This is a genomic window from Microcoleus sp. FACHB-672 (genome assembly GCF_014695725.1).
Taxonomy (GTDB): Bacteria; Cyanobacteriota; Cyanobacteriia; order Cyanobacteriales; family Oscillatoriaceae; genus FACHB-68.
This window is the reverse complement of the sequence record NZ_JACJOU010000015.1, coordinates 227,287-250,931: the sequence shown is the minus strand read 5'-3', so window position 1 is coordinate 250,931 and position 23,645 is coordinate 227,287. Positions and strand designations below refer to the sequence as shown.

At 45.4% G+C, this 23,645-nt stretch carries 17 protein-coding genes; 8 read left to right on the top strand and 9 right to left on the bottom strand.

Going from position 1 to position 23,645, the window contains the following annotated elements:
* Positions 1-9: 9 nt before the first annotated feature.
* Both kaiB and H6F56_RS10850 read right to left on the bottom strand, forming a co-directional pair.
* A complete protein-coding gene (gene kaiB / locus H6F56_RS10855; RefSeq protein ID WP_190667703.1) occupies positions 10-327 on the bottom strand; it encodes a circadian clock protein KaiB in 318 nt (105 codons plus the stop codon).
* 166 nt (positions 328-493) lie between these two features.
* On the bottom strand, positions 494-1,441 hold the full coding sequence (locus tag H6F56_RS10850) for a circadian clock protein KaiA (RefSeq protein ID WP_242031951.1): 948 nt from the start codon (positions 1,439-1,441) through the stop codon (positions 494-496).
* 307 nt (positions 1,442-1,748) lie between these two features.
* Here H6F56_RS10850 and H6F56_RS10845 point away from each other — a divergent pair, with 307 nt between their 5' ends.
* Positions 1,749-5,273 carry an ATP-binding protein gene (locus tag H6F56_RS10845; RefSeq protein ID WP_242031950.1) on the top strand — a complete coding sequence of 1,175 codons (3,525 nt, stop codon included), beginning with the start codon at positions 1,749-1,751 and terminating at the stop codon, positions 5,271-5,273.
* 102 nt (positions 5,274-5,375) lie between these two features.
* On the opposite strand, the gene H6F56_RS10840 is transcribed toward H6F56_RS10845, so the two are convergent.
* On the bottom strand, positions 5,376-7,394 hold the full coding sequence (locus H6F56_RS10840; protein WP_190667701.1) for a glycosyltransferase family 39 protein: 2,019 nt from the start codon (positions 7,392-7,394) through the stop codon (positions 5,376-5,378).
* A gap of 330 nt (positions 7,395-7,724) precedes the next feature.
* Positions 7,725-8,576 (bottom strand): methyltransferase domain-containing protein, encoded by an 852-nt coding sequence (locus H6F56_RS10835; RefSeq protein WP_190667699.1) that lies wholly within the window; start codon positions 8,574-8,576, stop codon positions 7,725-7,727.
* A gap of 65 nt (positions 8,577-8,641) precedes the next feature.
* On the opposite strand from H6F56_RS10835, the gene H6F56_RS10830 reads away from it, so the two are divergent.
* The 3 genes from H6F56_RS10830 to H6F56_RS10820 all read left to right on the top strand — a co-directional run bounded on the left by H6F56_RS10830 (position 8,642) and on the right by H6F56_RS10820 (position 11,548).
* Positions 8,642-9,271, top strand: coding sequence for a TenA family protein (locus H6F56_RS10830; RefSeq protein ID WP_190667697.1), 630 nt, complete (start codon positions 8,642-8,644; stop codon positions 9,269-9,271).
* Between the two features lie 77 nt (positions 9,272-9,348).
* Positions 9,349-10,683, top strand: coding sequence for a TrkH family potassium uptake protein (locus H6F56_RS10825; RefSeq protein WP_190667695.1), 1,335 nt, complete (start codon positions 9,349-9,351; stop codon positions 10,681-10,683).
* Between the two features lie 169 nt (positions 10,684-10,852).
* Positions 10,853-11,548: a potassium channel family protein gene (locus H6F56_RS10820; protein ID WP_190667693.1), complete on the top strand. Its 696-nt coding sequence runs from the start codon at positions 10,853-10,855 to the stop codon at positions 11,546-11,548.
* Here the strand turns inward: H6F56_RS10820 and H6F56_RS27310 are convergent.
* A complete protein-coding gene (locus H6F56_RS27310; RefSeq protein WP_416360991.1) occupies positions 11,537-11,671 on the bottom strand; it encodes a hypothetical protein in 135 nt (44 codons plus the stop codon). The two genes, H6F56_RS10820 and H6F56_RS27310, sit on opposite strands and share 12 nt — an antisense overlap.
* Positions 11,672-12,154: 483 nt before the next feature.
* Between H6F56_RS27310 and H6F56_RS10815 the strand changes: the two genes are divergently transcribed.
* Positions 12,155-12,760: a sulfite oxidase-like oxidoreductase gene (locus tag H6F56_RS10815; protein ID WP_190667691.1), complete on the top strand. Its 606-nt coding sequence runs from the start codon at positions 12,155-12,157 to the stop codon at positions 12,758-12,760.
* Positions 12,761-12,827: 67 nt separating this feature from the next.
* Here the strand turns inward: H6F56_RS10815 and H6F56_RS10810 are convergent, their stop codons facing one another.
* Positions 12,828-14,204: an aldehyde dehydrogenase gene (locus H6F56_RS10810; protein ID WP_190667689.1), complete on the bottom strand. Its 1,377-nt coding sequence runs from the start codon at positions 14,202-14,204 to the stop codon at positions 12,828-12,830.
* A 732-nt stretch (positions 14,205-14,936) separates the two neighbouring features.
* Here H6F56_RS10810 and H6F56_RS10805 point away from each other — a divergent pair.
* The 3 genes from H6F56_RS10805 to H6F56_RS10795 all read left to right on the top strand — a co-directional run bounded on the left by H6F56_RS10805 (position 14,937) and on the right by H6F56_RS10795 (position 19,666).
* A complete protein-coding gene (locus tag H6F56_RS10805) occupies positions 14,937-17,462 on the top strand; it encodes an AAA-like domain-containing protein (protein WP_190667687.1) in 2,526 nt (841 codons plus the stop codon).
* A 203-nt stretch (positions 17,463-17,665) separates the two neighbouring features.
* Positions 17,666-19,141, top strand: coding sequence for a 9,9'-di-cis-zeta-carotene desaturase (gene zds / locus H6F56_RS10800; RefSeq protein ID WP_190667685.1), 1,476 nt, complete (start codon positions 17,666-17,668; stop codon positions 19,139-19,141).
* A gap of 72 nt (positions 19,142-19,213) precedes the next feature.
* On the top strand, positions 19,214-19,666 hold the full coding sequence (locus H6F56_RS10795; RefSeq protein WP_190667683.1) for an SRPBCC family protein: 453 nt from the start codon (positions 19,214-19,216) through the stop codon (positions 19,664-19,666).
* Between the two features lie 86 nt (positions 19,667-19,752).
* On the opposite strand, the gene H6F56_RS10790 is transcribed toward H6F56_RS10795, so the two are convergent.
* The 3 genes from H6F56_RS10790 to cobQ all read right to left on the bottom strand — a co-directional run bounded on the left by H6F56_RS10790 (position 19,753) and on the right by cobQ (position 23,594).
* Positions 19,753-21,516 (bottom strand): CBS domain-containing protein, encoded by a 1,764-nt coding sequence (locus H6F56_RS10790; RefSeq protein ID WP_190667682.1) that lies wholly within the window; start codon positions 21,514-21,516, stop codon positions 19,753-19,755.
* 285 nt (positions 21,517-21,801) lie between these two features.
* On the bottom strand, positions 21,802-22,041 hold the full coding sequence (locus H6F56_RS10785) for a 2Fe-2S iron-sulfur cluster-binding protein (RefSeq protein WP_190667680.1): 240 nt from the start codon (positions 22,039-22,041) through the stop codon (positions 21,802-21,804).
* An 83-nt stretch (positions 22,042-22,124) separates the two neighbouring features.
* The gene (gene cobQ / locus H6F56_RS10780) at positions 22,125-23,594 is read right to left on the bottom strand and encodes a cobyric acid synthase CobQ (RefSeq protein ID WP_190667678.1); all 1,470 of its coding nucleotides are present in this window, start codon (positions 23,592-23,594) and stop codon (positions 22,125-22,127) included.
* Between the last annotated feature and the right edge of the window lie 51 nt (positions 23,595-23,645).

Genomic DNA, 23,645 nt, shown 5'->3' with positions numbered 1-23,645 from the left:
ACCCTTTATTTAACTAAGGTTTTGTTCTTCTTCATACAGTTCTTCATAAAGAAGGTCTAACCCAATTAGAACTTTCTCCCGATCCGATAGATCGCCAATAATTTTGCGAACCGGCGGGGGCAAGATTTTTGACAATGTTGGAGTTGCCAAAATTTTATCTTCTTCAGCCAGTTGCGGATTTTTAAGAACGTCAATCACTTTCAGGGCATATACACCCTGAAACTCCTCTTCTAGGATATTTTTGAGAGTTTTTAAAGCTCGGACAGAGTTAGGAGTATTTCCTGCCACGTAGAGCTTGAGAATATAAGTTTTTTTTAGAGAAGACATAAGTGCAAAAAGGGTGAAGGGTGAAGTAGGGACGTGGCTGTGCCATGTTCGTACAAGGGTGAAGGGTGATAGCGCAGCGTGCGCTTAGCAAATAGAGTCAAGAGTAAGCTATTTCTTCCTCATCAAAACGTTTCGCGGAACGCTGCTCTTCACCCCTCACACGTTCTCAAGATTCTTGGGGGAGAGAGCGGCGATACATCTCGCACAGATGAGCGATGGTATCAATCAAGGTTAAGCGGTAGTCAAGCAGGATTTCTTCATTCCGGCCTTCTAATTTTAGCTGTTTGGCAAAATCATCCATTAATTCCATATGTATCTCAACTATATTTGTTACCGGCACATCGGCAAAAAAGGCGCTGTTTACAAAATTATCAATTTGTTGATTTAAATTATTATCATCAGAAAAATAACTTAAAACGATCTCTCGGTAATCTACTTTTAGATTTTCTAAGAATTCGCGTCTTTCTGCAGGGGACAGATGCCGTAAAAATCCTTGGGGATTCCTTTTATAATACACACCTAGGTATCCTAATCGTTCTCTCAACTTCTCGGCCAGCCGGCGCTGCTGTTGCAGGAGTAAATGCTGAGTGAGGGAGGTGCCCGCAGAATGGCCCCCAGTCGTCGGTCGGGTCAAGTCTCCACAGGCAGATAGACTAAGAAATTCAGTCAGGGCTTGGTGAATAAAATCTGTAATGTGGTTAAACTGGGCTGTGGATACTCTAACCTCTGCACTGTGGTAAAAACAGCTCAAAACAGCCTCCTCCACCACGGCAGACCTTTGAGACATTGCTACCTCAACCGCACTTAGGGTAGGACTCGCCGGCAGTTCGTCGTTGTTGATCTCTGTCTCACTCAAATTCACAATCACCGCCGGCAACAAGATAACTTCTTGGCGCAGATGACTGGTCATCGGCTCCCAAGCCGGATCGTCTTCTAAAATCAAACAATCAATTTGTTGTTTTTTGCTCTCGACAAACTGCAAAAATTCTGCTTCAGAGGTGAAGGAACTGACAGAATAGCGCTCATTAACCAAAAGTCGTGTCAGAGACTCGGCGATCTGGTTGGAATGCAGGAAGATACAAATAGAGAGTTGAGGGCGCAAAGACGTAGCCAATAAATGAACAGAGTTGCTGTTTGTGTTGCAGCATTTGTGATAACAACAGCCGCCTAAACCAGAAGCTTAATATTTGCTTCAATATTCAACTTTTAATTGTAACCAATTGTAAGGGCAAAGCGTTCAATCTCCTCGCCAACAAGTAATAATTGAGCTGTCCCCCTTGCAAGTTTCTAAGCCCTTTGTCCCTCACAATTGAGAGCTTTGAGCCAAGGCTCGAAGTGTGGCCACCGGCTTGACTGCGCCGAACCCTTGCCACCGCACGATATGTAGGGGCTGTAACTTATCTGTAGATGCAACTTTTGTGATGTCAATCCCTACTTCCTATCTGCAAACATTTATAGCCTCTGTGCCCACTGTAACTCAGACATCCCGGCTGGCAACAGTGCTTGAGATATTCCGTCAAGGGCAGTGCGATCAAATCGTGATCGTCAGTGAGCGTCAATGTCCCTTGGGCATCGTATCCTTACGGAACTGCCTGCCCTATCTGATAACCGGCCAGTTACCCCCCCAGCAAGCATCTCAGGCCGGGAAACACCAGAGAACCCCGGTTTCTGGCGATTTAGACCCGCAACAGCCCCTGTGGGCCACAGGGCCACCCATGATCCAGCCTTTAACTGCACTGAGCGCGAGTCTTAACCTGAATCAATTGTGGCAACACCTGCAGGCACAGTCAAACCCGGATTTAGCTTTGGTTGATGCCACCGGCAAGTTTTTGGGACTCCTGGATCGGGGGCGGTTATTAAAATTTTTGGCAGAGCATTTAACCTCTAACTTAGAAACCGGCATTGGCAGTGAAAATATTGCTGAATATAAGCCGGCATTCACCATTGAAACGTCCCACTTCAAAACCCTCAATTCCCTGATCCAACTTCTAGAACGTTTGCCATTGCCCCTCTGCGTGCAAAGCAATACAGGTGAAATCGTTACTTGCAACTTAGCCTGGAGCCGGCAGTTTTCAGAATTTCCCGGTTGGGAAACCACTGCTCACTGGGAGGGAAACAAAGGGAAACCCAGACAAAAATCCCCAGGAAAAAGTGAAAGTACCGAGCAAGAAACTGCCAGCGTAGAAACCTTCAAACACACTCTCTGGCAGCGTCAAGAAAGTACAAATGAAATAGGAAGTGAAAACGCCGCAACCAACTGGAGCCAGCTCGATTTAGAATTGGCTGCTAGCTTAGGTGTTTGCTCCCTGCCAACTGGGCAGGAGAAAGTTTGGCAATTTGTGAAAATGCCACTGGGCATTGCTGTCCCCACACAAGAACCTTCAGAAAGTGCCGGCCAAGAGGAACGGATAGGCCAAATGTCTGCCGCCTACCAGCCCTCGGCGAAGCAATCATCTGCCGACGAAGCGCATTCAATGGGCAGTAGCGCGGCATCCGGTGAGGAGCCTTTCTCATTCTTTGCCGGCTCGAAAGACCCAATTAAAAATGAAGGCGAAGCATCAAATACCCACGCTTCAAGCTTCACTCCCCCATCAGAAGAAAGGCTGTGGTTGGTACTCGCAGAAGATGTCACAGAACACCAGCAAGTCGCCAAAGAACTGGCGGGTAAAAATGCAGATTTAGTGCAGCTAAATCGATTAAAAGATGAATTTTTAGCCTGTATTAGTCACGAACTTAAAACTCCGCTCACGGCTGTTTTAGGATTATCTAGCTTACTCAAAGACCGCTCAATTGGAGAACTGAACGACCGCCAAGCCCGTTATGCACGGCTGATCTATCAAAGTGGGCGTCATTTGATGACCGTGGTGAATGACATTTTGGATCTCACCCGCATCGAAACAGGTCAAATGGAACTGATTGTAGAGCCTGTGAACATCACTAGCGTCTGTGATCGCGCCTTCAAACAAGCTTGGCAGCAATCGGCCTCAGAACGTCAGGATACAGAGAGCGACCGAGATAGGGACGACGAACCCGTTTTAGAAACGCAGTTTTCCATCGAAATAGAACCGGGACTGGAAACACTGGTTGCTGATGAGTTGCGCCTGCGACAGATGCTCGTCCACCTGCTATCAAACGCCTTCAAATTCACAGAACCGACGGGGGCCACCGGCTTAAAAGTTAGCCGTTGGGAAGGCTGGATTGCTTTTACCGTTTGGGATACCGGCATTGGCATTGCCAATGACAAACAGCATTTAATCTTTCAAAAATTCCAGCAATTAGAAAATCCCCTGACGCGCCGGTTTGAGGGTGCAGGCTTGGGACTGGTATTAACCCAGCGTCTTGCCCGTCAGCACGGTGGAGATGTCACCTTTGTTTCTAAAGAAGCCGAAGGCAGTCAATTTACCTTGCTGCTACCACCGTGTCCACCGCAACCGGCAGCTTCGCGGGAAGAACCGGCAGCCAATCGGCATCGTCTGGTACTGATTGTAGAAACCGTTCCCCGGTTTATCGAAGAATTGACAGAACAGCTCAGCAGTTTAGGCTATCGCGTAGTGGTGGCTCGTGCCGGCACAGAAGCACTGGAAAAAGCCCGCCGGTTTAGTCCGGAGGTGATTTTCCTCAATCCCGTGCTGCCGTTGCTGTCGGGGTGGGATGTGCTGACTTTGCTCAAATCCGATGCAGGCACTTGCCATGTCCCGGTGATCGTCACCGCAACCCAAGCAGAAAAAGAACTCGCCACCCAAAACAGTGCGGATGGCTTTTTGACGCTGCCGGTGCAACCTGAAGCATTGCGACACAAGTTAACTCAGCTAACCCAGCCGAAGGAAAATCCCCCCGCCAAGCTGACAGTTCTGCGTCTGTGTGCCAATTCGGTTTCACTCGCCCTCGACCCTGATCCCTCCCATGTGAGTGCTGAAATTCCTCAGCTGATGGCAGATCTCAACAGTGTATTGCACCGGCATCATTACCGCGTCCTAGAAGCGGATGATCTTGAACAAGCAGAATTGCTGGCCCGTGTTTGGCACCCGGATGTTGTCTTGCTCGATACCACCGCCGGACTCGACGATCCACTGGAGTACCTACAAGAATTGATCGGCCACAATAAATTGGCCTCTTTGCCCCTCGTCACCCTGGATCGCAAAACCACTCAAGCCGCCAATGAAGTGACCTTAGCACCTGGATGCCGGCCTCTCCAAATTTATCCCTGGTTGGGGAGTGCAGATGACAACTCAGCACACTCCGATTCCTCTTGGCCGGCACTGTCTACCTTATTGCAGGTGATTCAAATCGCCGATGGCCGGAACTGGAAGCCGAGTATTTTAGTGGTCGATGTCTCGACTTTGCCAGATTTGCAGGTTTCTGCGCCTTTGGGATCTGGAAACTTAGACCTCAAAAGTGACTGGCAGCAAGCGCTGATCCAGTATATTCAAACCGCTGGATTTCGCGGGTTGACAAGTCGATCTTGGGCTGAGGTTTTACAACAGTTGCAAAACCAAAGTATCGATTTACTCTTAATTTACTGGCGAGAACCCAAACCCGCATCAGGCTTCTTACAAGCACTGGCTAATTTGAATCAGCTTGAAGCTAAACCTCCAATTTTGGTACTGACCCAGCAAAGTGATTTGGAAACAAAAACTGGGGAGAGTCCGTTTAGCCAGCCTTATGAAAGGAAATCAGAAGTTGCCCTACAATCTGCACAGAGCAATTTGAACGGGCATGAAATTAATTCTTCCTCTCAAAGTGCTTTTTATTCGGGTCATTCTTCAACACGTCAGCCAGCCGATGAGACTCAATCTCATTCTGGGAATGTCTCCGAAAAATTTGGGCCGGCAGACGTTCAGATTAATCAAACTCTGAAGGAGATTGGGACTCAAATTTTGCCCTCGAATCTATCGATGGCTGCCTTATTAGAACAAATTAACCAGACTTTAAGAATTCCGCATTAAGGAGAAATTATGGCTGAAAACCATAGAATCACGCAAATCAATGATCTGCGTGATTCTATAAAGCCGGTTTTCACTTCTTATGCAGCGAAAAAAAGTCAATTTTTAATTCTTGTCAATGGATAGATCGGATTGATTAATCCTGGCAACAACTTGTTTGGATATTCGGACAAGTTGATACGCGCCGGCTTTGTCCAAAACTGTATATTGATTGGGTCGTAACCCGCCTTCTTCAAATTTTGAAGGGTATCCCACCATCAACACAGAGGTTGACTCTGCTTGAGTTTCAGGAAGGTTTTTAATATACTTCACACCTGATGTCGCTCTACGAAAAAACTGCACCGGCTGCTGCGTGTAAAATACCAAGCTTGGTTTTTCAAAACCGATCATCACCAGTTCTTCATCGGGTTGCTTGATTTGAATGACAGTTTCTGCGAGTTGCCGCAGCGGCATCTGGCGGTAGCGATCCATCAGGAAAAAAGCCGGCATCATCGCAAAGATTAAAAAAGCCAGAAACCCCACGAAATTAACCGTCCAAAGCCAGCGTTTTTTTCGCTTCAGCAAGACAAACGCGCCGGCACCGGCAACAATCGCCCAAATCACCCCGCCGGCTATTAGTAAACCCGACTGCTGGATCACTTCAGCTACATTGGGAATCGCTGGATCTTTGACCTTTTTTAGCCAGAGAACATGGGAGAAAAACGCTCCAGCACCTAACGCCCAAAAAGCTACATTTAGCCAAAAAGTCAAGTTTAAGAAATTAGAATAAAATTTTGTTTTATTCGGGGGACGTTCTCCACTGCTTTCATTGGGGGTAATTTCTGCAAATTTGCTTTCTTGGTTCTTAGCAAGATTAGTGGAGATGGAGAGGATGATATCGCCCCAAAGCAAAGCGACTAAAATAGCAGCAGCCGGCATTAACGGCAGGACGTAGCTGGGTAATTTAGTAACCGCAATCGTGAAAAAGCCAAAAATGACAGCAAACCAAAATAAGGCAAATAAACCTAACTGATTAGAACGCGGTTGCCGACGCCAAATCGAACGTTTCCAAAAACGCAGTCGCGCAATAGCTACCGGCAAATAAACAGACCACGGTGCAAACCCAACCAGCACCACCACAAAATAAAAATACCAAGGTGCCCAATGGTGATTGACGACACGGGTAAATCGTTCTAAATTGTGATAACCAAAAAACGAATTAATATAGTCTTCCCCATTGGCTAAAATCACCAAAATATACCAAGGTAGCGCGATAGCAAGCATCAAAATAGCGCCGCAAATGGGTCGCATTTCCCGCAAAACTTCTCGAAAATTACCCAAGTAAAGTAAAAAGGCAGCAATAATTAATGCCGGCAGCACAATTCCTACCGGCCCTTTGGCAAGAATTGCCAAGGCAGCGAGTATATAAAATGTCAGATACCACGGGGAAGTAAACAGAATAAAATTCCAAGGAAAAGGCTTTTTTTTATGGGTTTCTGACAACTGATTGTTTTCAGCTTTGGCATAACCAATAAAAAAGGCTAACAATGCCGAACCCATACAGCCGGTGAGCAGCATATCAGAGACACCGACTCTCGCCCAAGCAATAGTTTCGGGATTCAAGGCGATCAAAGATGAACCGATGAGGGCAATTAACCAAGGTTTTGCCGGCTCAACGGAAGAAGATTTTTGCGCGTCTAAATTTTCAGAAATCGTTTCTGCCGGTTCAGTTTCTAACTTAGAATTGGAAAATGGATTCTGCGGTGTAAAATATCGTAGGGTATAAAAACCTAAGCCGGCTAGGGCAATTGCAGATAGGGCCGAAGGCAGGCGTACCGCCCACTCATTAACGCCGATAATTTTATAAAAAATCGCCATCAGCCAGTAAATTAATGGGGGCTTATCGAAGCGCGTCTCCTCATTAAAATACGGAGTAATCCAATCGCCGGTAACGGTCATCTGGCGGGCGGCTTCAGCAAATAGCGGTTCAGTTTCATCAATTAAGCCGAATTTACCTAAATTCCAAAGAAAAGCCAGCCAGCAAATTAAAAATAACCACAGCACAGACAGCGTCCAAGCCATCGCTGGATGCTTCTGGCAAGATTTCAAGAAATTGATAATTGTGTGATTCACCTTAAATTTCATCAACTCTATAACAGGCGGTGATTTGATAGCTAAATGGAGCAGAACGGTCAAAAAATTGCGCCGGCAGCACAATACACCCTCAGACTTACTTTATCAGGCGTCAGTTTCGTAGTCGTGCGGGAGAGGGGGAAAAGGAAATAAAGCGAGAAACGATCGGGCGCTGCCGGCGGGCAAAAAAAAACCGGCCCTTGAAAGGGGGAGAGGGGAAAGCTAACAAGGGTAGGTTTAAAGACTTAGCGGGTGTTGGGCATCAACAAGCTCAAAGATGCCGGCTAAGGCTAAGGATCACAAACGACCGATTGATTTAAGGGTGACATAGGTTCCGTTCACCTAGGATTTAGTGGCAGACAGCAAGCCAAATCGAACTAACCCTCGTTCATAGCCGCGACTCATAAGATGGAGAGAAAGCGCGGCTTCAATGGTTGACCAACCGGACGTGAGCAACCCGAAAATCGCAGCGGGGTTGAAGGCTGAATCAATCACAACATCCCAGAAAGGTGCCACGGCGGCTGACCAATCGGCGGTGCGGATTTTTTGAAATTTCTGCTGTTGAGCGATTTCTTCATAGTCTGGCAGCGAAATCACATAGGGCAAACGATAAACGCGGTAAATTTCCTCTAAGTGTTTTCGCTCATCGGCTGTCAGCGGGCCGGCAGGTTCATCAGTAGGCCGGTGACACCAGGTAACAAAGATTAAGGTTCCTCCCGGCTTCAGGACTCGATAGCATTCTTGTAAAAATTTCTGCTTATCTGCCATGTGTTCGCCACTTTCCAGGGACCAGACTAAGTCGAATGAATTGTCTGGAAAAGGCATATTCAGCGCGTCTGCCACTTGAAATTGTGTTGTTTCACCTAATCCGGCAGCTTGGGCGCGTTCAGTTGCCCGACCGGCTTGCACAGGACTTAGGGTGATGCCGGTGGCGGAGGCGTTGAACTTTTGCGCCAAATAAAGGGTGCTGCCCCCAATTCCGCAGCCCACATCGAGGATTTTCTGGGCTGAATTAACTTGCGCCCATTTCAGCAATTCCTCAATCAGGTCAATTTGAGCCTGCCGGCGATCTTTTTTCCAGGTGCCATTTGGCCCATAGTAACCGTGGTGCATATGCTCTCCCCAAATTTGCTCCCACAAACCGGAAGAGGCGTCGTAAAATTGTTGAATTTGCTGATTCAGAGTTGAGGTCATCGGCGATTTTAAGTTTTAGATTGTAAATTTTAGATTAATCTAAAATCCCTAATCCCAAATTAGTCATGACGCTTTCTAGTGAACTGTGGCAAACCAATGAAGATTTAGCGGTTGCCTGTCTGGAACATCCGTTTGTACAGGGAATTGCCACCGGCACCTTGCCCAAAAGCCGATTTGCCTATTACGTCGGACAAGATGCCTTTTTCTTAGAAGCCTTTGCCCGCGCCTATAGTATTGCCGGTGCAAAAGCACCTGACTGGGAGGCATTTGAAGTATTCCACGCCCTTGCCGGCGGCGTTTTAGAAGAACTCAAGCTGCATCAAGGCTATGCAGCCGAGTGGGGCGTAGATTTGCGGGAAACGGAACCGGCACCCGCGACGCGTCGCTATACCGATTTTTTGATGGCCACCGCTTGGAGTCATGAAGCCGGCCTGATTGCAACGGCGATGGCCCCGTGTATGCGACTCTATGCCTTTTTAGGCCGGCAAATAGCCAAAGATGGCATTCCCGATCATCCCTATGCCGGCTGGATTCGCACCTACAGCAGCCCGGACTTTGAGCCGCTGGCTGAACAGCTAGAACGCTTGCTAGACCGCTATGCTGAACCGCTGCCAGCGACGCACTCGACTTATCGCTACGCCATGCTGTGCGAGCGAGATTTCTTTCAGGCTGCGTGGGAAAGTGCCGATCATTAAAAGGAGATCACTCAGGAGTAAGCTTTATAAATATTCATTGAGTACCTGCAACTCAGACTCTCAACTAAACCCGCTTCATGACAATCTCTAGAACGATTTGCTTGGGATTTTTGGCTCTTCTGGCCATTGGTACCATCCTGCTGACCCTGCCTTTCTCAACGAGTGATGGGACATGGAGCGATCCAGTCACAGCATTATTTACCACCACATCTTGCGTCTGTGTGACGGGTTTATCTGTGGTTGATGTTGGGAAGTTTTATTCGTTTTGGGGCCAGCTGATTATGGTTTGCCTCGTTCAGGTGGGCGGTTTAGGCTACATGACGGCCACAACCGTTCTGATCTTACTGGTGGGCCGCCGGTTGGGGTTGCGAGATAAACTGGCAGTTCAACAATCTCTCGATCAGCCAGGGTTAGCCGGCGCTGGCGATTTAGTTCGCTCGATTATTGCCATGATCGTCATTATTGAAATCACTGGCATTTTCTTGCTGCTTCCTGCTTTCGTACCAGACTTCGGCTTCAGCCGGGGACTGTGGCTTTCAATCTTTCACAGTATCAATGCTTTTAACAATGCTGGATTCAGTCTCTTTTCCAATAATTTGATCAATTATGTCAATTCTCCCTTAGTCAATTTCGTGATTAGCAGCCTGATTATTCTGGGAGGTATTGGCTATCAAGTTATTATGGAAGTATTTTTGTGGGTGCGAGATCGCCTATCCAAAAATCAAACCTGCATTGTCTTTTCTCTTAACTTTAAGGTCGTTACAAGCACAACTGTTTTTCTGTTAATAGTAGGAACCATCGGCTTTTTTCTCACAGAATTCAACAATCCAGGAACCTTTGCGCCTTTAAGCTTCGGCAATAAGCTCATGGCAGCTTGGTTTCAATCCGTCGTGCCGCGCACAGCAGGGTTTAATACCGTTGACTATGGGAAAATGACCAACGCCGGCCTGTGGCTTACGATTGCCCTGATGTTTATGGGTGCGAGTCCCGGCAGTACCGGCGGCGGAATAAAAACAACCACCGTCAGGATTTTATTCAACTGCACCAAAGCGGTGCTCCAAGGGAAAGAAGAAGTGCTGGCTTATCAGCGCCAGATCCCACCCGCACTGATTTTGAAAGCGGTTGCTGTACAGGTCGGTTCAATGCTGGTGGTGATTATTGCAACCGTTTTAATTGCCCTGTTTGACAAAAATATCGGATTTATCGATATTCTGCTTGAGGTTGTGTCGGCGTTTGCCACGGTTGGCCTGTCCACCGGCATCACCGCTAAGCTTTCACTGTTCCCTGAACTGGTTATAATCACCACAATGTACATCGGTCGGGTGGGGATATTGCTCTTAATGAGTGCAATTCTGGGAGACCCCAAACCCAGCGCTATCCGCTATCCAGAAGAGAATTTGTTGGTGGGGTAGGGAGAACGCTATCAGGCTTTTGATACAATTTTTAACAGAGACTCCCACCTTCTGCCGGCATAGACAACGAGAACATGAAACGCTTTCTCCTCCCCTATCCCGCTCCCCCTCTGCCGTTTCTCCACTGTTTGCAAGATTAGTTTTTCAAGATTAGTTTCAGGTGCTTGGCGTGAATTTATCGTCTTTAGGTTTCTTCCGCAGTCTTCGCTCAGAGAACAAACAATTTGCCGTGGTAGGCTTAGGCCGGTTTGGTCGAGCTGTTTCTGCAACACTGCACGGCTTGGGATATGAAGTGTTAGGTGTGGATTCTGATGAAAAGCGAGTGGCGCAAGCCATGAGCGATCAAATCGCTGCTCATGCCCTGCAATTAGACAGCACAGACCCCAGTGCCCTTAAGCAGGCAGGCGTCTTGGAGTTTGATACAGTTATTGTGGCGATTGGCAATTATGTTGAGGAAAGCGTAATTACCGCCCTTAACCTCAAGGAAGGCGGTGTTCCCCATGTGGTAGCAAAGGCATCTTCGGAAATTCATGAAAAACTTCTGAAGAAAGTCGGGGCAGATCATGTAGTGTTTCCAGAACATGAGATGGGCTGTACTTTGGCAAGAACGCTTACCAAACCGAGCATTCTCGACCGTTTTGAGTTAGACCCGGATAACAGTATTGTGGAACTCATTGTTCCGGAGGAATTTCACGGCAAAACGATTGCAGAACTCCAACTTCGTAGCCGGTATGGTCTGAATTTGCTAGCAGTAAGTCACGATAACAAGTTTGAGATTAACCCGTCACCTAACACGCGCCTGAAAAGGGGAACAGCGGCGGTGGTGATCGGCTGTAACAAAGATATCAATCGCTTACCGATTTGAATTTAACCCTTGCTGCTTTCCCAAAATAAAATGGCTGCCTGACAGCAGCAAGGCATTCCTTAAATTTAGGTAAGCTTCGGCAAAGTTTGGATCGAGGCAAACAGCTTCTTTCCATGCGGAGATCGCTTTTTCTTACTAGCCGGTTTGAGAGAAAGCGATTCCTAAATTCTTATAAAGTTGGGTGGTTGGAAAATTCAGGCGAAGGGCTTCTCGGTAGCCAATAATCGCTTGCGGATACTGGTGCTGTGGCATAAACGCATCTCCCAGGTTTTTCCGCACTGTGCCTGAGTTTGGGTTAAGCGTTGCCGGTTCTTGCCATTCGGTTATTTCAATGGTAAATTTGGTGAACTTGTTATATTCTTTAATAAAAAGTAGATCTAACTTTTATCCGCTATTTATAAAATTCCCAACTTTTAATTAAAAAGTATTCTCTAAAATATCTAGTTTAAATTATATATTTTAAATTCTAAAAGTAGTAACTTCCTAAACAGCAAATCTGGCTTTTCCGACAGTAACAACTAGCTGGCAACCTCTCAGAGAAAGAAGTTTGGCCGGCTATCGCGCGTTATACTGGACTTTAAGTAAGTAGTTAAGAACCATTTAACAATGCTGGGTAAATTTTTCAAAAAGCCAGACGCAGAACAAAGTGATCGCGTTCCTCCTGGCCAATATTTAACCAAAGGATTTCCGGTATTGACTTATGGGGATACCCCCCATGTCACTATTGAAGGCTGGGAATTTAAAGTCTGGGGTTTAGCTAAACCGGCAACCTTTAGCTGGGATGACTTTATGGCGATGCCTCAAAGCAACTTCACAGCAGATTTTCACTGTGTTACCCGCTGGTCAAAATTGGATGTGCAGTGGACAGGCGTTAAGGTGACAGACTTCATGAAACATATCGAAGTCGATCCGAAAGCTGTTCACCTCATGGAACACTGCTATGGCGGCTACACGACTAACATTCCCCTAGAAGACTTTATACGAGAGGAGAATTTTTTCGCCCACACTGTATTTGGCGAACCGCTGCCGGCAGATCACGGTGGTCCTCTACGGCTTGTTGTGCCTCACCTCTATGCTTGGAAAAGTGCCAAATGGATCAATGGTTTGGAATTTCTAAATAAGGAACAATCGGGCTTTTGGGAACGCAATGGCTACCATCGGCGCGGTGAACCTTGGGCTGAGGAACGTTATAGTGGTTTGTTCGGTTCTTAGGAAAGATTAGGTAATTTTTAACCACAGATAAACGAAAGAAAATTTATGTTTATCTGTGGTTATTTTTTTAACCGATAATCTTTTTGAGCATATCTAATTTTCCCTGATAAGGTGCGTATCGCCAGTCAAGATCGAGGAGAAAGGATCTTTTCAACACGCTTTTGTGATGGGAAAAGGTATCAAAGCTGGCTTTGCCGTGATAGCTACCAATGCCGCTATTACCAACGCCGCCAAAGGGTAATTCTGAGACACCAACCTGCATGACGGTGTCGTTTATACAAACACCCCCGGATGAGGTTTCTTGCACGACTCGCTGTTGTTTTTCTTTGTTTTTAGAGAAAAGATAAAGGGCTAAAGGTTTAGGTCGCTCGTTTATTTTGGTAATGGCATCCGTTAAATCTGTGTATTCAAGCACCGGCAGAATAGGGCCAAAGATTTCGTCTTCCATAATGGGTGCGTCCCAGGAAACTTTATCAATGACTGTGGGGGCGATGTAGCGATCTTCAGAATTGGTTTTGCCGCCGGTGATAATTTCACCATTTTTTAGCAAGCCGGCTAGCCGATCAAATTGTTTTGGGTTAATAATCCTGCCATAGTCTGGGCTTTTGGCAGGATCTTCGCCATAAAATTCTTTAATGCAGTTTTCGATTCCCGCGAGTAAATCTTTTTTGATGCTTCGATCTACTAAGAGATAATCAGGGGCAATGCAAGTTTGGCCAGTATTGATAAATTTCCCCCAAACGATGCGTTTTGCGGTGTGTTCGAGGTTCACGTCGGCATCAACAATACACGGGGTTTTGCCCCCTAATTCTAGTGTCACCGGCGTTAAGTTTTTCGCGGCGGCTTCCATGACGATTTGCCCAATTTTCGTGCCGCCGGTGAAAAAGATGTGATCAAACTTTTCGGCGAGTAACTGTTGACTGGTTTCGACGCCACCTTCAACGACGGCAATATAAGCCGGCTCAAAAGTTTTCTCAATGATTTCACGAACCACACGCGAGGTATTGGCAGCAAGTTCCGAGGGTTTGATCGTTGCACAGTTGCCGGCTGATATCGCACCCACTAAGGGAGAAATCATTAACTGAAATGGATAATTCCAAGGCCCGATAATCAGTACAACTCCCAGCGGTTCTGGGTAAATTTGGGCGGATGAGGGAAATAAATCAATGGATGTTGATACTTTTTTAGGTTTGACCCAAGATTTAATATTTTTCAGCGCGTAGTCAATTTCTCGAACCACGCCAATTTCAAGAGCATACGCCTCAAATGTCGGTTTGTTCAGGTCAGCTTTGAGGGCGTCCATAATCGCAGTTTTATTATCTACAACTGCTTGTTTGAGCCGCTTGAGTTGTTCAATGCGAAAAGCAACGTCTTTGGTTTTGCCGGCAGCAAAGAACTGACGTTGCTGACGAATAATTTCAGTGACAGGTGATTGGGTTAGCATCCTGGTTCCTCAATAGAATCTGAGCTAAATTTATGTGATTAAAGCGCATTGAATAAATCGATTATTCCCATTGGAGAGATCGATTTAAAATTGAGTGAGAGGGTACGGGCAAATTAGCAAGGCCATCGTATGTAGCCGATGATGGCAATGGAATAAAGAAAATTGCTTTATAAGTTCTTAATATTACCACACAAAAGTTTACCTGTCTAGCAGAATCGGGCTTGGCAAATGCTTTCAAAAGCCTGCAATTGCTGCTATACGGCAATTGCCATGCCGGAAATGGGTGCTGCCAGCAAGCAGGTGTATTAGGAGGCAACAGGAGCGTTTAAATTGCACATCCTGAAGTTAGTGCATCTGTAAAGCAATCAGATACCTCACGGTGGTTGATACTGCCAGCATTTCCGCCTTTACGTTAAATTTAAATTTTTAATTTATAATAATGATTAATCAAGCGTAATTATTCAGATAAAAATTGCGGCTGGATGCGCTCATTAAGGCACTTTTAATGCCTAAATAGCCGATTTTGGCAGAATGGCATTTTTAGATATTAGTTTTTGGCTAGAATTTTCGATAAAATAATCCCTTGTTACTCATGACACCCCTTGGGGTGGAAGGTTAGACTCTACTGTGGAGGAGGTCGCCTCTAACGGAGCTTGTCGTCTAAAAACGATAGCCAGAGTGCGATGTTATATTATCTCTGCTTTGCCTAGCCAATTCTGTATCAGTGCATCTATGACAACAAAAAACAGTTTAGCCTGCGACTACCAAGTCGGAGGGAGTTTAGCAGCCAATGCACCAACCTATGTGCAGCGGCAGGCGGACTGGGATCTCTATGAGGGGTTGAAAGCCGGCGAGTTTTGTTATGTGTTCAATTCTCGGCAAATGGGTAAATCGAGTTTGCGGGTGCGAACGCTGCGCCGGCTGCAAGCGGAAGGCGTTGCCTGTGCTGCCATTGATTTGACGAAGATCGGCTGCCAAAATCTTACCCCACTACAGTGGTATGCCGGCATTATTCGCTCCTTAGCAATCGGTTTCAATCTTGCCGGTAAAATTAATTTACGGGAGTGGTGGCGCGAACGTGATTTGCTCTCTCCCGCGCAACGGTTTAGCGAGTTTATCGAACAAGTCGTCTTAACGCAATTTTCTCAAAATATCGTTATTTTTGTCGATGGAGTTGACAGCATCCTCAGCTTAGATTTCCGAGTAGATGATTTTTTTGCTGCCATTCGCGTTTGTTATAATTATCGCGCCGATCATCCCGCCTACAACCGCCTTACGTTTGCTTTCCTGGGGGTTGCAACACCCTCGGAGTTAATCCAAGATAAAAATCGCACTCCGTTTAATATTGGTCGTGCTATTCAACTCACAGGCTTTCAAATGCCGGAAAGTTTGCCTTTAGTCCAAGGATTAACACCGAAAGCAAACAATCCCCAGGCAGTGTTTCAAGAAATATTGAATTGGACGGGAGGCCAACCTTTTCTCACTCAAAAACTTTGCCAATTGGTGACGACGTTACCTTTTTATATTCCAGCCGGCTGTGAAGCTGAATGGGTAGAAAATTTAGTGCGAACGCGCATTATCGAAACCTGGGAAGCGCACGATGAACCCGAACATTTGAAGACAATCCGGGATCGCCTTCTGGAAAGTCGCAATAGCAGCAGCCGGCTTCTATTGCTCTACCAGCAAATTTTGCTCAATGGCGAAATTACGGCTGAGGAAACACCAGAACAGGTAGAATTGCGACTCTCGGGATTAGTAGTAAAGAAAAATAGCAAGTTAATTGTCTATAATCGTATTTATGAATCCATTTTTAATGGAAGTTGGGTAGAAAAAGAAGTAGAAAATTTGCGAAATGAAGGAGCCGGCAATAAAAGATTAAGCGCTGAGAGTTATCCGGTTTTGAGTGCCGATCAAAAACAAGCTTTAACGACCAAAAGATTGGCTCCTCCGAGATCCCATCAATTTGCAAATGCTAAAATTGCTGAAAACCGGCGCACGAGTAGTGATGAGCAAGCGTTATACGATCACCTGCTCTACACGGTACAAATAGAATCACCTAGCCAATCGATAGAACGCTTTCGCAAGTTGTTTATCGACGGCACAGAATATTCGGATACAGAGATTGCAGAAGCGCTTGACAGGATTATTAATAGCTTACGCAATGATCAAGACTTTAAGTATATTCTCAACCGCTGTTGCCACATCCTAATTAACCGCTGGCAAATGCACTCCCAACAGCAATCTGTTGTTGCTGATGTGGTTGCTTTATTTAAGGATTCTCCCGCATTTTATAGAGCGCAAAATACTCGTTCTAAATCTATTAAACGCTTGCGAGAACAGGTATCTCTATTTACCAAGAGCGAAGAATACCAGACATTACAACGCTTGATTCAAGTGGTGTCAGCCAGTCCGGAAAGTGAGACTAAACCCGTTAATCTTTCTTTAGGCCGAATGATTTCTCGCTATCCTTACTTATACACCCATTCTCTGTTAAGTCAAGATAGCTCTTACGAACATCAGCAAACAATTCGCCACATTCAATCAGAAAAGCAGTGGCAGTTTGAAGTCAATCTTTCTCATTATGTAACTTATTTGGTAAGGCGAGTGCAAGTTGCGGCTAAGGCTTCTTCAACCAAAGCAGCGCGAATTATACAGCCGGTGCCAAACCCCACCCTGTTGACAGATCGGGAACTCTATTTGGCTTTAAGACAATTTGTCGGAAAAGTTGAAGGCTCTTATACTTACCGGGACTTGGCTCAAGTGTTCTTGACGCACACAAGCCAAACTCAAACTTACCGGGATTTCAAAGCAGATTTATACGAATACTTGATCGGTTCCATTGAACCCGACTACGGAAAGCGCCAGTTTAACAGCCGGCTGTCTAAACAACTGAAAAACACTTGCCCAGAAAGTGATTCTCACAAATTAAACGACTTTTTACTGATGCGAACTTGCACTCAGTTGTTTAATTTCCTGGTAGTGGAAAGTTCACAATCACCCAACCACTATGTTTTTATCGATCTGATTTCTAATATTGGCCCTTTGGGAACCACAAGTTTGCTCCTCAAGATTGTGCTACTTTCTCGTCATGTCAAACCTTATCTGGAAAAACGATTGTCTATTCTGTTTAACCACTATGAATCTCACAAAGTTAATGAAATTTTGTGGTTTGTGAAATCTTTGGAAAATTTAAATGTTGCTTTGGTGATCAATTTCGGCTCGGTAGATCTTTCGTTTATCAAGCAGCATATGTTATAAGGTTTGTCAATAATAAAAATTGGGTGGCCATCTTTACTCGCTGGGATGAGCAGATGAACTCAGCTAGGGAAAAGGCACTAAGGATTTTTACTCACTTGCCGGCCTAAGTCAATGAGATGGGCGTTCGTTTAGCAGCATAATCAGCATTTCTCAATTCCCCATTCCAATTAAAATATGTAAAGAAATTCAACAGGACAGGCAGAATGCGAGTAGCGATCGTCGGCGCGGGACTGGCAGGGATGGCCACGGCAGTTGATTTAGTCGATGCCGGCCACGAAGTCGAAATCTTTGAGTCTCGGCCTTTTGTGGGTGGCAAAGTAGGCAGTTGGGTTGACCCCGAAGGCAACCACGTTGAAATGGGGTTGCACGTCTTTTTCGGCTGCTACTACCAGCTGTTTGATTTGATGAAGAAGGTGGGTGCACTGGACAACTTGCGCTTAAAAGAACACACCCACATTTTTATCAATCGGGGTGGCATCACCGGCGCTTTAGACTTCCGCTTCTTCACCGGCGCACCTTTTCACGGTCTCAAAGCCTTTTTCACTACCTCTCAACTATCCTTGCAAGATAAATTTCACAATTCCCTTGCACTCAGCACCAGCCCCATTGTCCGGGGTCTGATTGACTTTGAGGGGGCAATGAAAACCATCCGCGAACTGGATCGCATCAGTTTTGCCGATTGGTTCCGCAAGCAAGGGGGGAACGATGGCAGTCTCAAGCGGATGTGGAACCCCATCGCTTACGCATTGGGTTTTATTGATTGCGAAAATATTTCTGCCCGGTGTATGTTGACCATTTTCCAGTTTTTCGCAGCCAAAACTGAGGCATCGGTGTTGCGAATGCTGGAAGGTTCGCCGAATGAGTATTTACACAAACCGATTGTTAACTATATAGAGGCGCGGGGCGGTAAAATTCATACGCGGCGCAGGGTGCGGGATGTGTTCTTTGAGGATGCCGGCGGGGAAACGCGAGTCACCGGCATTGTGGTGGCAGCCGGCGAAACAGAAGAAACGATCACAGCCGATGCTTATGTGTTCGCCTGCGATGTGCCCGGTATTCAGAAGATTTTGCCGCAAGCATGGCGCAAATGGCCGGAGTTTGACAATATTTATAAGTTGGATACCGTGCCGGTGGCGACGGTGCAACTGCGGTTTGATGGCTGGGTGACAGAACTAGAAGATGCCGAAAAGCGCACACAACTCAAACAGGCAGTCGGAATCGATAATTTGCTTTATACAGCCGATGCCGACTTTTCCTGTTTTGCAGATTTGGCGTTAACCAGTCCGGGGGATTACTACCGGCAAGGGCAAGGTTCTCTGTTACAGTTAGTGCTGACGCCAGGAGATCCGTTTATTAAAGAAAGCAATGAGGCGATTGCTCAGCACGTTCTCAAGCAAGTTCACGACCTTTTCCCATCTTCACGAGAGCTGAACATGACCTGGTACAGTGTGGTGAAGCTGGCACAATCGCTGTATCGGGAAGCACCAGGGATGGACCCCTACCGTCCGCCGCAAAAGACGCCGGTTGCTAATTTCTTTTTAGCCGGCAGCTACACGCAGCAAGATTATATCGATAGTATGGAAGGTGCGACAATTTCCGGACGGCAAGCGGCCAGGGCAATTTTGGATAATGCACAAAATATTGTGGCGAAACCGCTGGTAAGTGCCGGTTTCAATTAACAAAGTCAGATAAATGGGGATAGGAAATTTTTTATCCCCAGTCCCCATTCCCTATTTAAAATCTAAAATCGAATGTCTAATTGGTTAGAGCATAGTGTACAGGTAGAAGTAGCGGTTCCAATTGAACTGTCGTGGAAACTCTGGTCTGACTTAGAGCAAATGCCGCGCTGGATGAAGTGGATTGATTCTGTCAAAGTTTTGGAAGATGACCCAGATTTATCTCGCTGGAAACTCGCCACCGGCAGTTTAGAATTTAGCTGGCTTTCCAAGATTACAAAGATCGTTCCCCATCAAATTATTCAGTGGGAATCTGTAGATGGTTTACCCAATCGAGGTGCGGTTCGTTTTTATGATCGGCACGGCAGCAGTATTGTTAAATTAACCATTTCCTACGCGATTCCAGGAATTATCGGCCAGTTAATGGATAATTTATTTTTAGGTCGTGCCGTTGAATCGACGATTCAAGCCGATTTAGAGCGATTTCGAGAATATGCCTTGCAGGCGAATGCCGGCTCATCTATTTAAAGTTAAAATTTCGATTTCACACGCAAATTTGTCAAATTTGCTTCTTGCGAAATCTCGACACAAGAGAATCAGAAACCGCTGATCAACTATCTCACTGTATCCTCTACTTCAAATTTGCCGGTAGGAACCATTTCCGGTTTTTGTTGATGACAAGGTAGCTTGACTGTAAAAGTGGTTCCCATGCCAACTTCACTCTCAACCGTCATCTCACCGCCTTGCAAATCTACACATTTTTTCACAATGGTAAGTCCTAAGCCGGTGCCTGGGATATTGCCAACATTACTCGCTCGATGAAAGGATTCAAACAATCTTTCCTGAGCTTCTAAGGGAATGCCAATTCCCCAGTCGCGGATTTGAAAAATTGCCTTGCCATTTTGGCGAGACAGAGAAAAATAAACCCGGCTATCTTCCGGAGAATACTTGCAAGCATTCCCCAACAAATTACTCAAAATATGTCTCAGCAGTTTCGCATCCATGCAAACATCAGAAAACGATTCTTGACATTTAAAGATAATCGTTGGCTGAGGCTTATTTCCCATCTGCTGTTCTTTGACCAAAGCTTGGCATAACTCGACCAAATCTAATGGGGCCGGGTTAAATTCCATTTTCCCCGCTTCTGTTCCCCCAATGATCAACAAATCATCTATTAACTCGTTCATGTATCTTGCAGTTCTTTCAAGATTCGCCAGATACATTAATATTTTATCTTCCGTTAATTGCGTTCTATATTTCCCCAGCAATTGACTATAACAGATAATTACTGTTAGCGGATTTCGGAACTCGTGACTGACCATCGAAGTAAATCGAGATTTTAACTCATTCAGTTCTTTTTCTTTATCCAGTGCTTTCTTTAGTTCTTTTTCGACGCGATGACGCTCTAAAATTTCCTTTTGCAATTGCTGATTTGCTTGCTTTAATTTTACGGTACGATCTTCTACTGACTGGTGCAAAACTTCGATCACGCTATACATTTCTATCGGATCAAAGACTCGTAACAAAGTTGTTTGAGTGACTAGTCCGACAAGATACCCTTGCTGACTTGTCACAACCAGTCGCCGTACTGATCTTTGCTGCATTGCCTGATGAGCAACCCACAAAGAATCGTCTGGATTTAAGTTAAACAGGGGTCTACTCATTACAGTAACAGCCTGAGTTTTTGTTAAATCCAAATCAAGCGCTTGAAATTGCACAATATCGCGTTCTGTAACAATCCCAATAGGAATTTTATGAGGTTCACTTCTTAACGAATCGCAAATAACAACACAACTCACCTTATGGTTGGACATAATTTCAGCAAGCTGGAGTAAAGATGCGCTAGGCAGCGCAGTGAAGACTTCGTGGCTCATCACTTCCTGAATTGATCGCATCTTTAAAAGATTAAAAGGGTGCAGCACTTTGCGAATACTTGCCGATGTTATCACTCCTAAGACTGCGCCGTTATCCTCCACCACTGGCAAATGACGAATTTGATGCTCTCGCATCAAAGAAAGCGCGGAAAAAATATCTTGAAACTTGGATTTTTCTAAGGTTATAACTTCTGACGTCATAACTTCGGCAATGGTTGTATTGTTTAAATTGCCGCCCCCAGCACTCAAGCGCACAACATCTCGCTCGGTAAACATTCCCAATAATTGCGATTCTTTCATGACTAAAACGCAATTATCTTGAGCTTTATTAATAAAATTAAAATCAATTAAAGTAGGCTTATCTACCGGACAGCTCTCTCGAATTTTACCCATTAATGTAATAACATCAACTAAGGAAGTATCCGGAGTCACAATGAGCGGAGAGCGGTCGATAACATCGTTAAAGTTGGGAGAATAAATCGAAAAGTTGCTAAATTGCATCATTGTTAATTGATATTAAATTTTTACGCTTAAGTTTATTATTTATAATATAACTAATTAATTATATGAATTTTTATAATTTGCAAATTCCCATAAAACTCTTTAATTTAATGTATCACAAGTTACATAATAATAATTACTAATAAACTTAAAATTTAAGAGAGAGTAACTCTAATCGGCCTCAATAAAAGTGAGTTTAAAAAGGGGCGAATCAAAGCAAAAGCGAAGAATGCCGGCTGGCCCAGACCTTCCCTTTCATCTCCATCAAATTAATTTAAACCGCAAGGTTTACCAACTTGGATCACTATAAAGATTAATGGTTAACTTTTCTCGACCCGGTGGAACGCCGGTGATACAAGAACAAATCGTTGGCCCATCCTCAATTTCCACTTCGCAGGCGTGACAGGAACCCATCAGGCAGCCGGTGGGAATAGAAACACCGGCACGCTCAGCAACATCCAAAATCGGTTCTCCAACCTCGGCTTCTACTGTCACATTATCCGGTAAAAATCGAATTGAAACGCTCATAATTTAACGATTAGCTATTCTCTCTGGAATAAAGAAAAGTTTAATCAAGGGGGAAAAGAAAATTTTCCCCTAACTTTTTATGCTTACTGAGACAATATTGGTGTTAAATCTAAATGCTCTCCCACAACATCTGCCAGAGAGTCCAATAAAGCTTCCCGTTGTTCACGGTAGTTGGGGATGCCGGTGGCCAAGGATTTTAAACCCCTTTGTTGCCGCAAGCCATTTAACCAAGCCCGACGCCAAGGACCATTGTCAAATAAACCGTGGAGATAAGTGCCCCAAACCGAATGATCAGCATCAACAACCCCTAAATTCACATCATCAAACAGCGGGGTGATAATTTTATCATCGATAATTTGAGTGCGACCTTGATGAATTTCATACCCAATTACGGGTAGCCCAACTTGAGGCAAATTAGAAGTTACCTGCCGCTGACGAGCAATTTTTTGTGAAGTAATCATAGTTTTTAAGGGTAACAATCCCAGACCTTCATACCGGCCCTCCTGACCTTCTATTCCCTCTGGATCAGCTAACATTTGTCCAAGCATTTGATAGCCTCCGCAAATGCCCAGGACTGTGCCGCCGGCTGCCACATAATTTTTAATTTCTTGGGCGATTCCCGTTTGTTGCAGGACCAGCAAATCAGCAATAGTTGTTTTAGAACCTGGAATAATTACGGCATCTGGATGGCCCAAAGATTGTTTAGGGCCAATATATTTCACGGTGACACTCGATTCGGCTTCCAGTGGGTCAAAATCCGTAAAATTAGAAATGCGAGGCAAGCGAATCACTGCAATTGTCAGTTCGCTATTGAGTTTACGAGGTTGACGTTCTAATAAAGATAGAGAATCTTCGGCTGGGAAGAATTGGTCAATCCAGGGAATAACACCCAAAACCGGAATGCCGGTGCGCTTTTCTAACCAGGTAATACCCGGATCGAGGATTGATCGCTGTCCCCGAAACTTATTGATCACCACTCCGCGAATTAAGGCGCGTTCCTCTGGTTCAAGTAACTCTAACGTGCCAACAACATGGGCGAAAGCACCGCCTCTATCAATATCAACAACAAGCAGCGTTGGGGCATTTAAATATCGAGCCACACGCATATTTGTTAAGTCGCGGTGCTTGAGATTAATCTCAGCCGGACTACCGGCTCCCTCACAGATAATTAGATCAAATTCGCCGGCTAACTGTTGTAAAGATTCCTCAATTGCCTGCCAACCTCTATCAAAATACTGCTCGTAATAATCAGTCGCACTAACTTTACCGACTGATTTCCCTTTAATAATTACCTGGGAAGTCATGTCGCCTTGAGGCTTCAACAAAATTGGGTTCATTTCCACCCAAGGCGTGACGCCGGCAGCCCAAGCTTGCACTGCTTGAGCGTAACCAATCTCGCCACCGCTCGTCGTCACATAAGCATTTAAAGCCATGTTTTGACCTTTAAACGGCGTTACCCGCCAACCCCGCCGCGACAGAATGCGACACAGGGCTGTTGTTATCGTAGATTTTCCAGCGTGGGATGTCGTGCCCACTACCATAATGGCTTTCATATAAACGTGAGGAGTGAAGAGTGAGGAGTGAGCAATGCAGAGGTTCCGAAG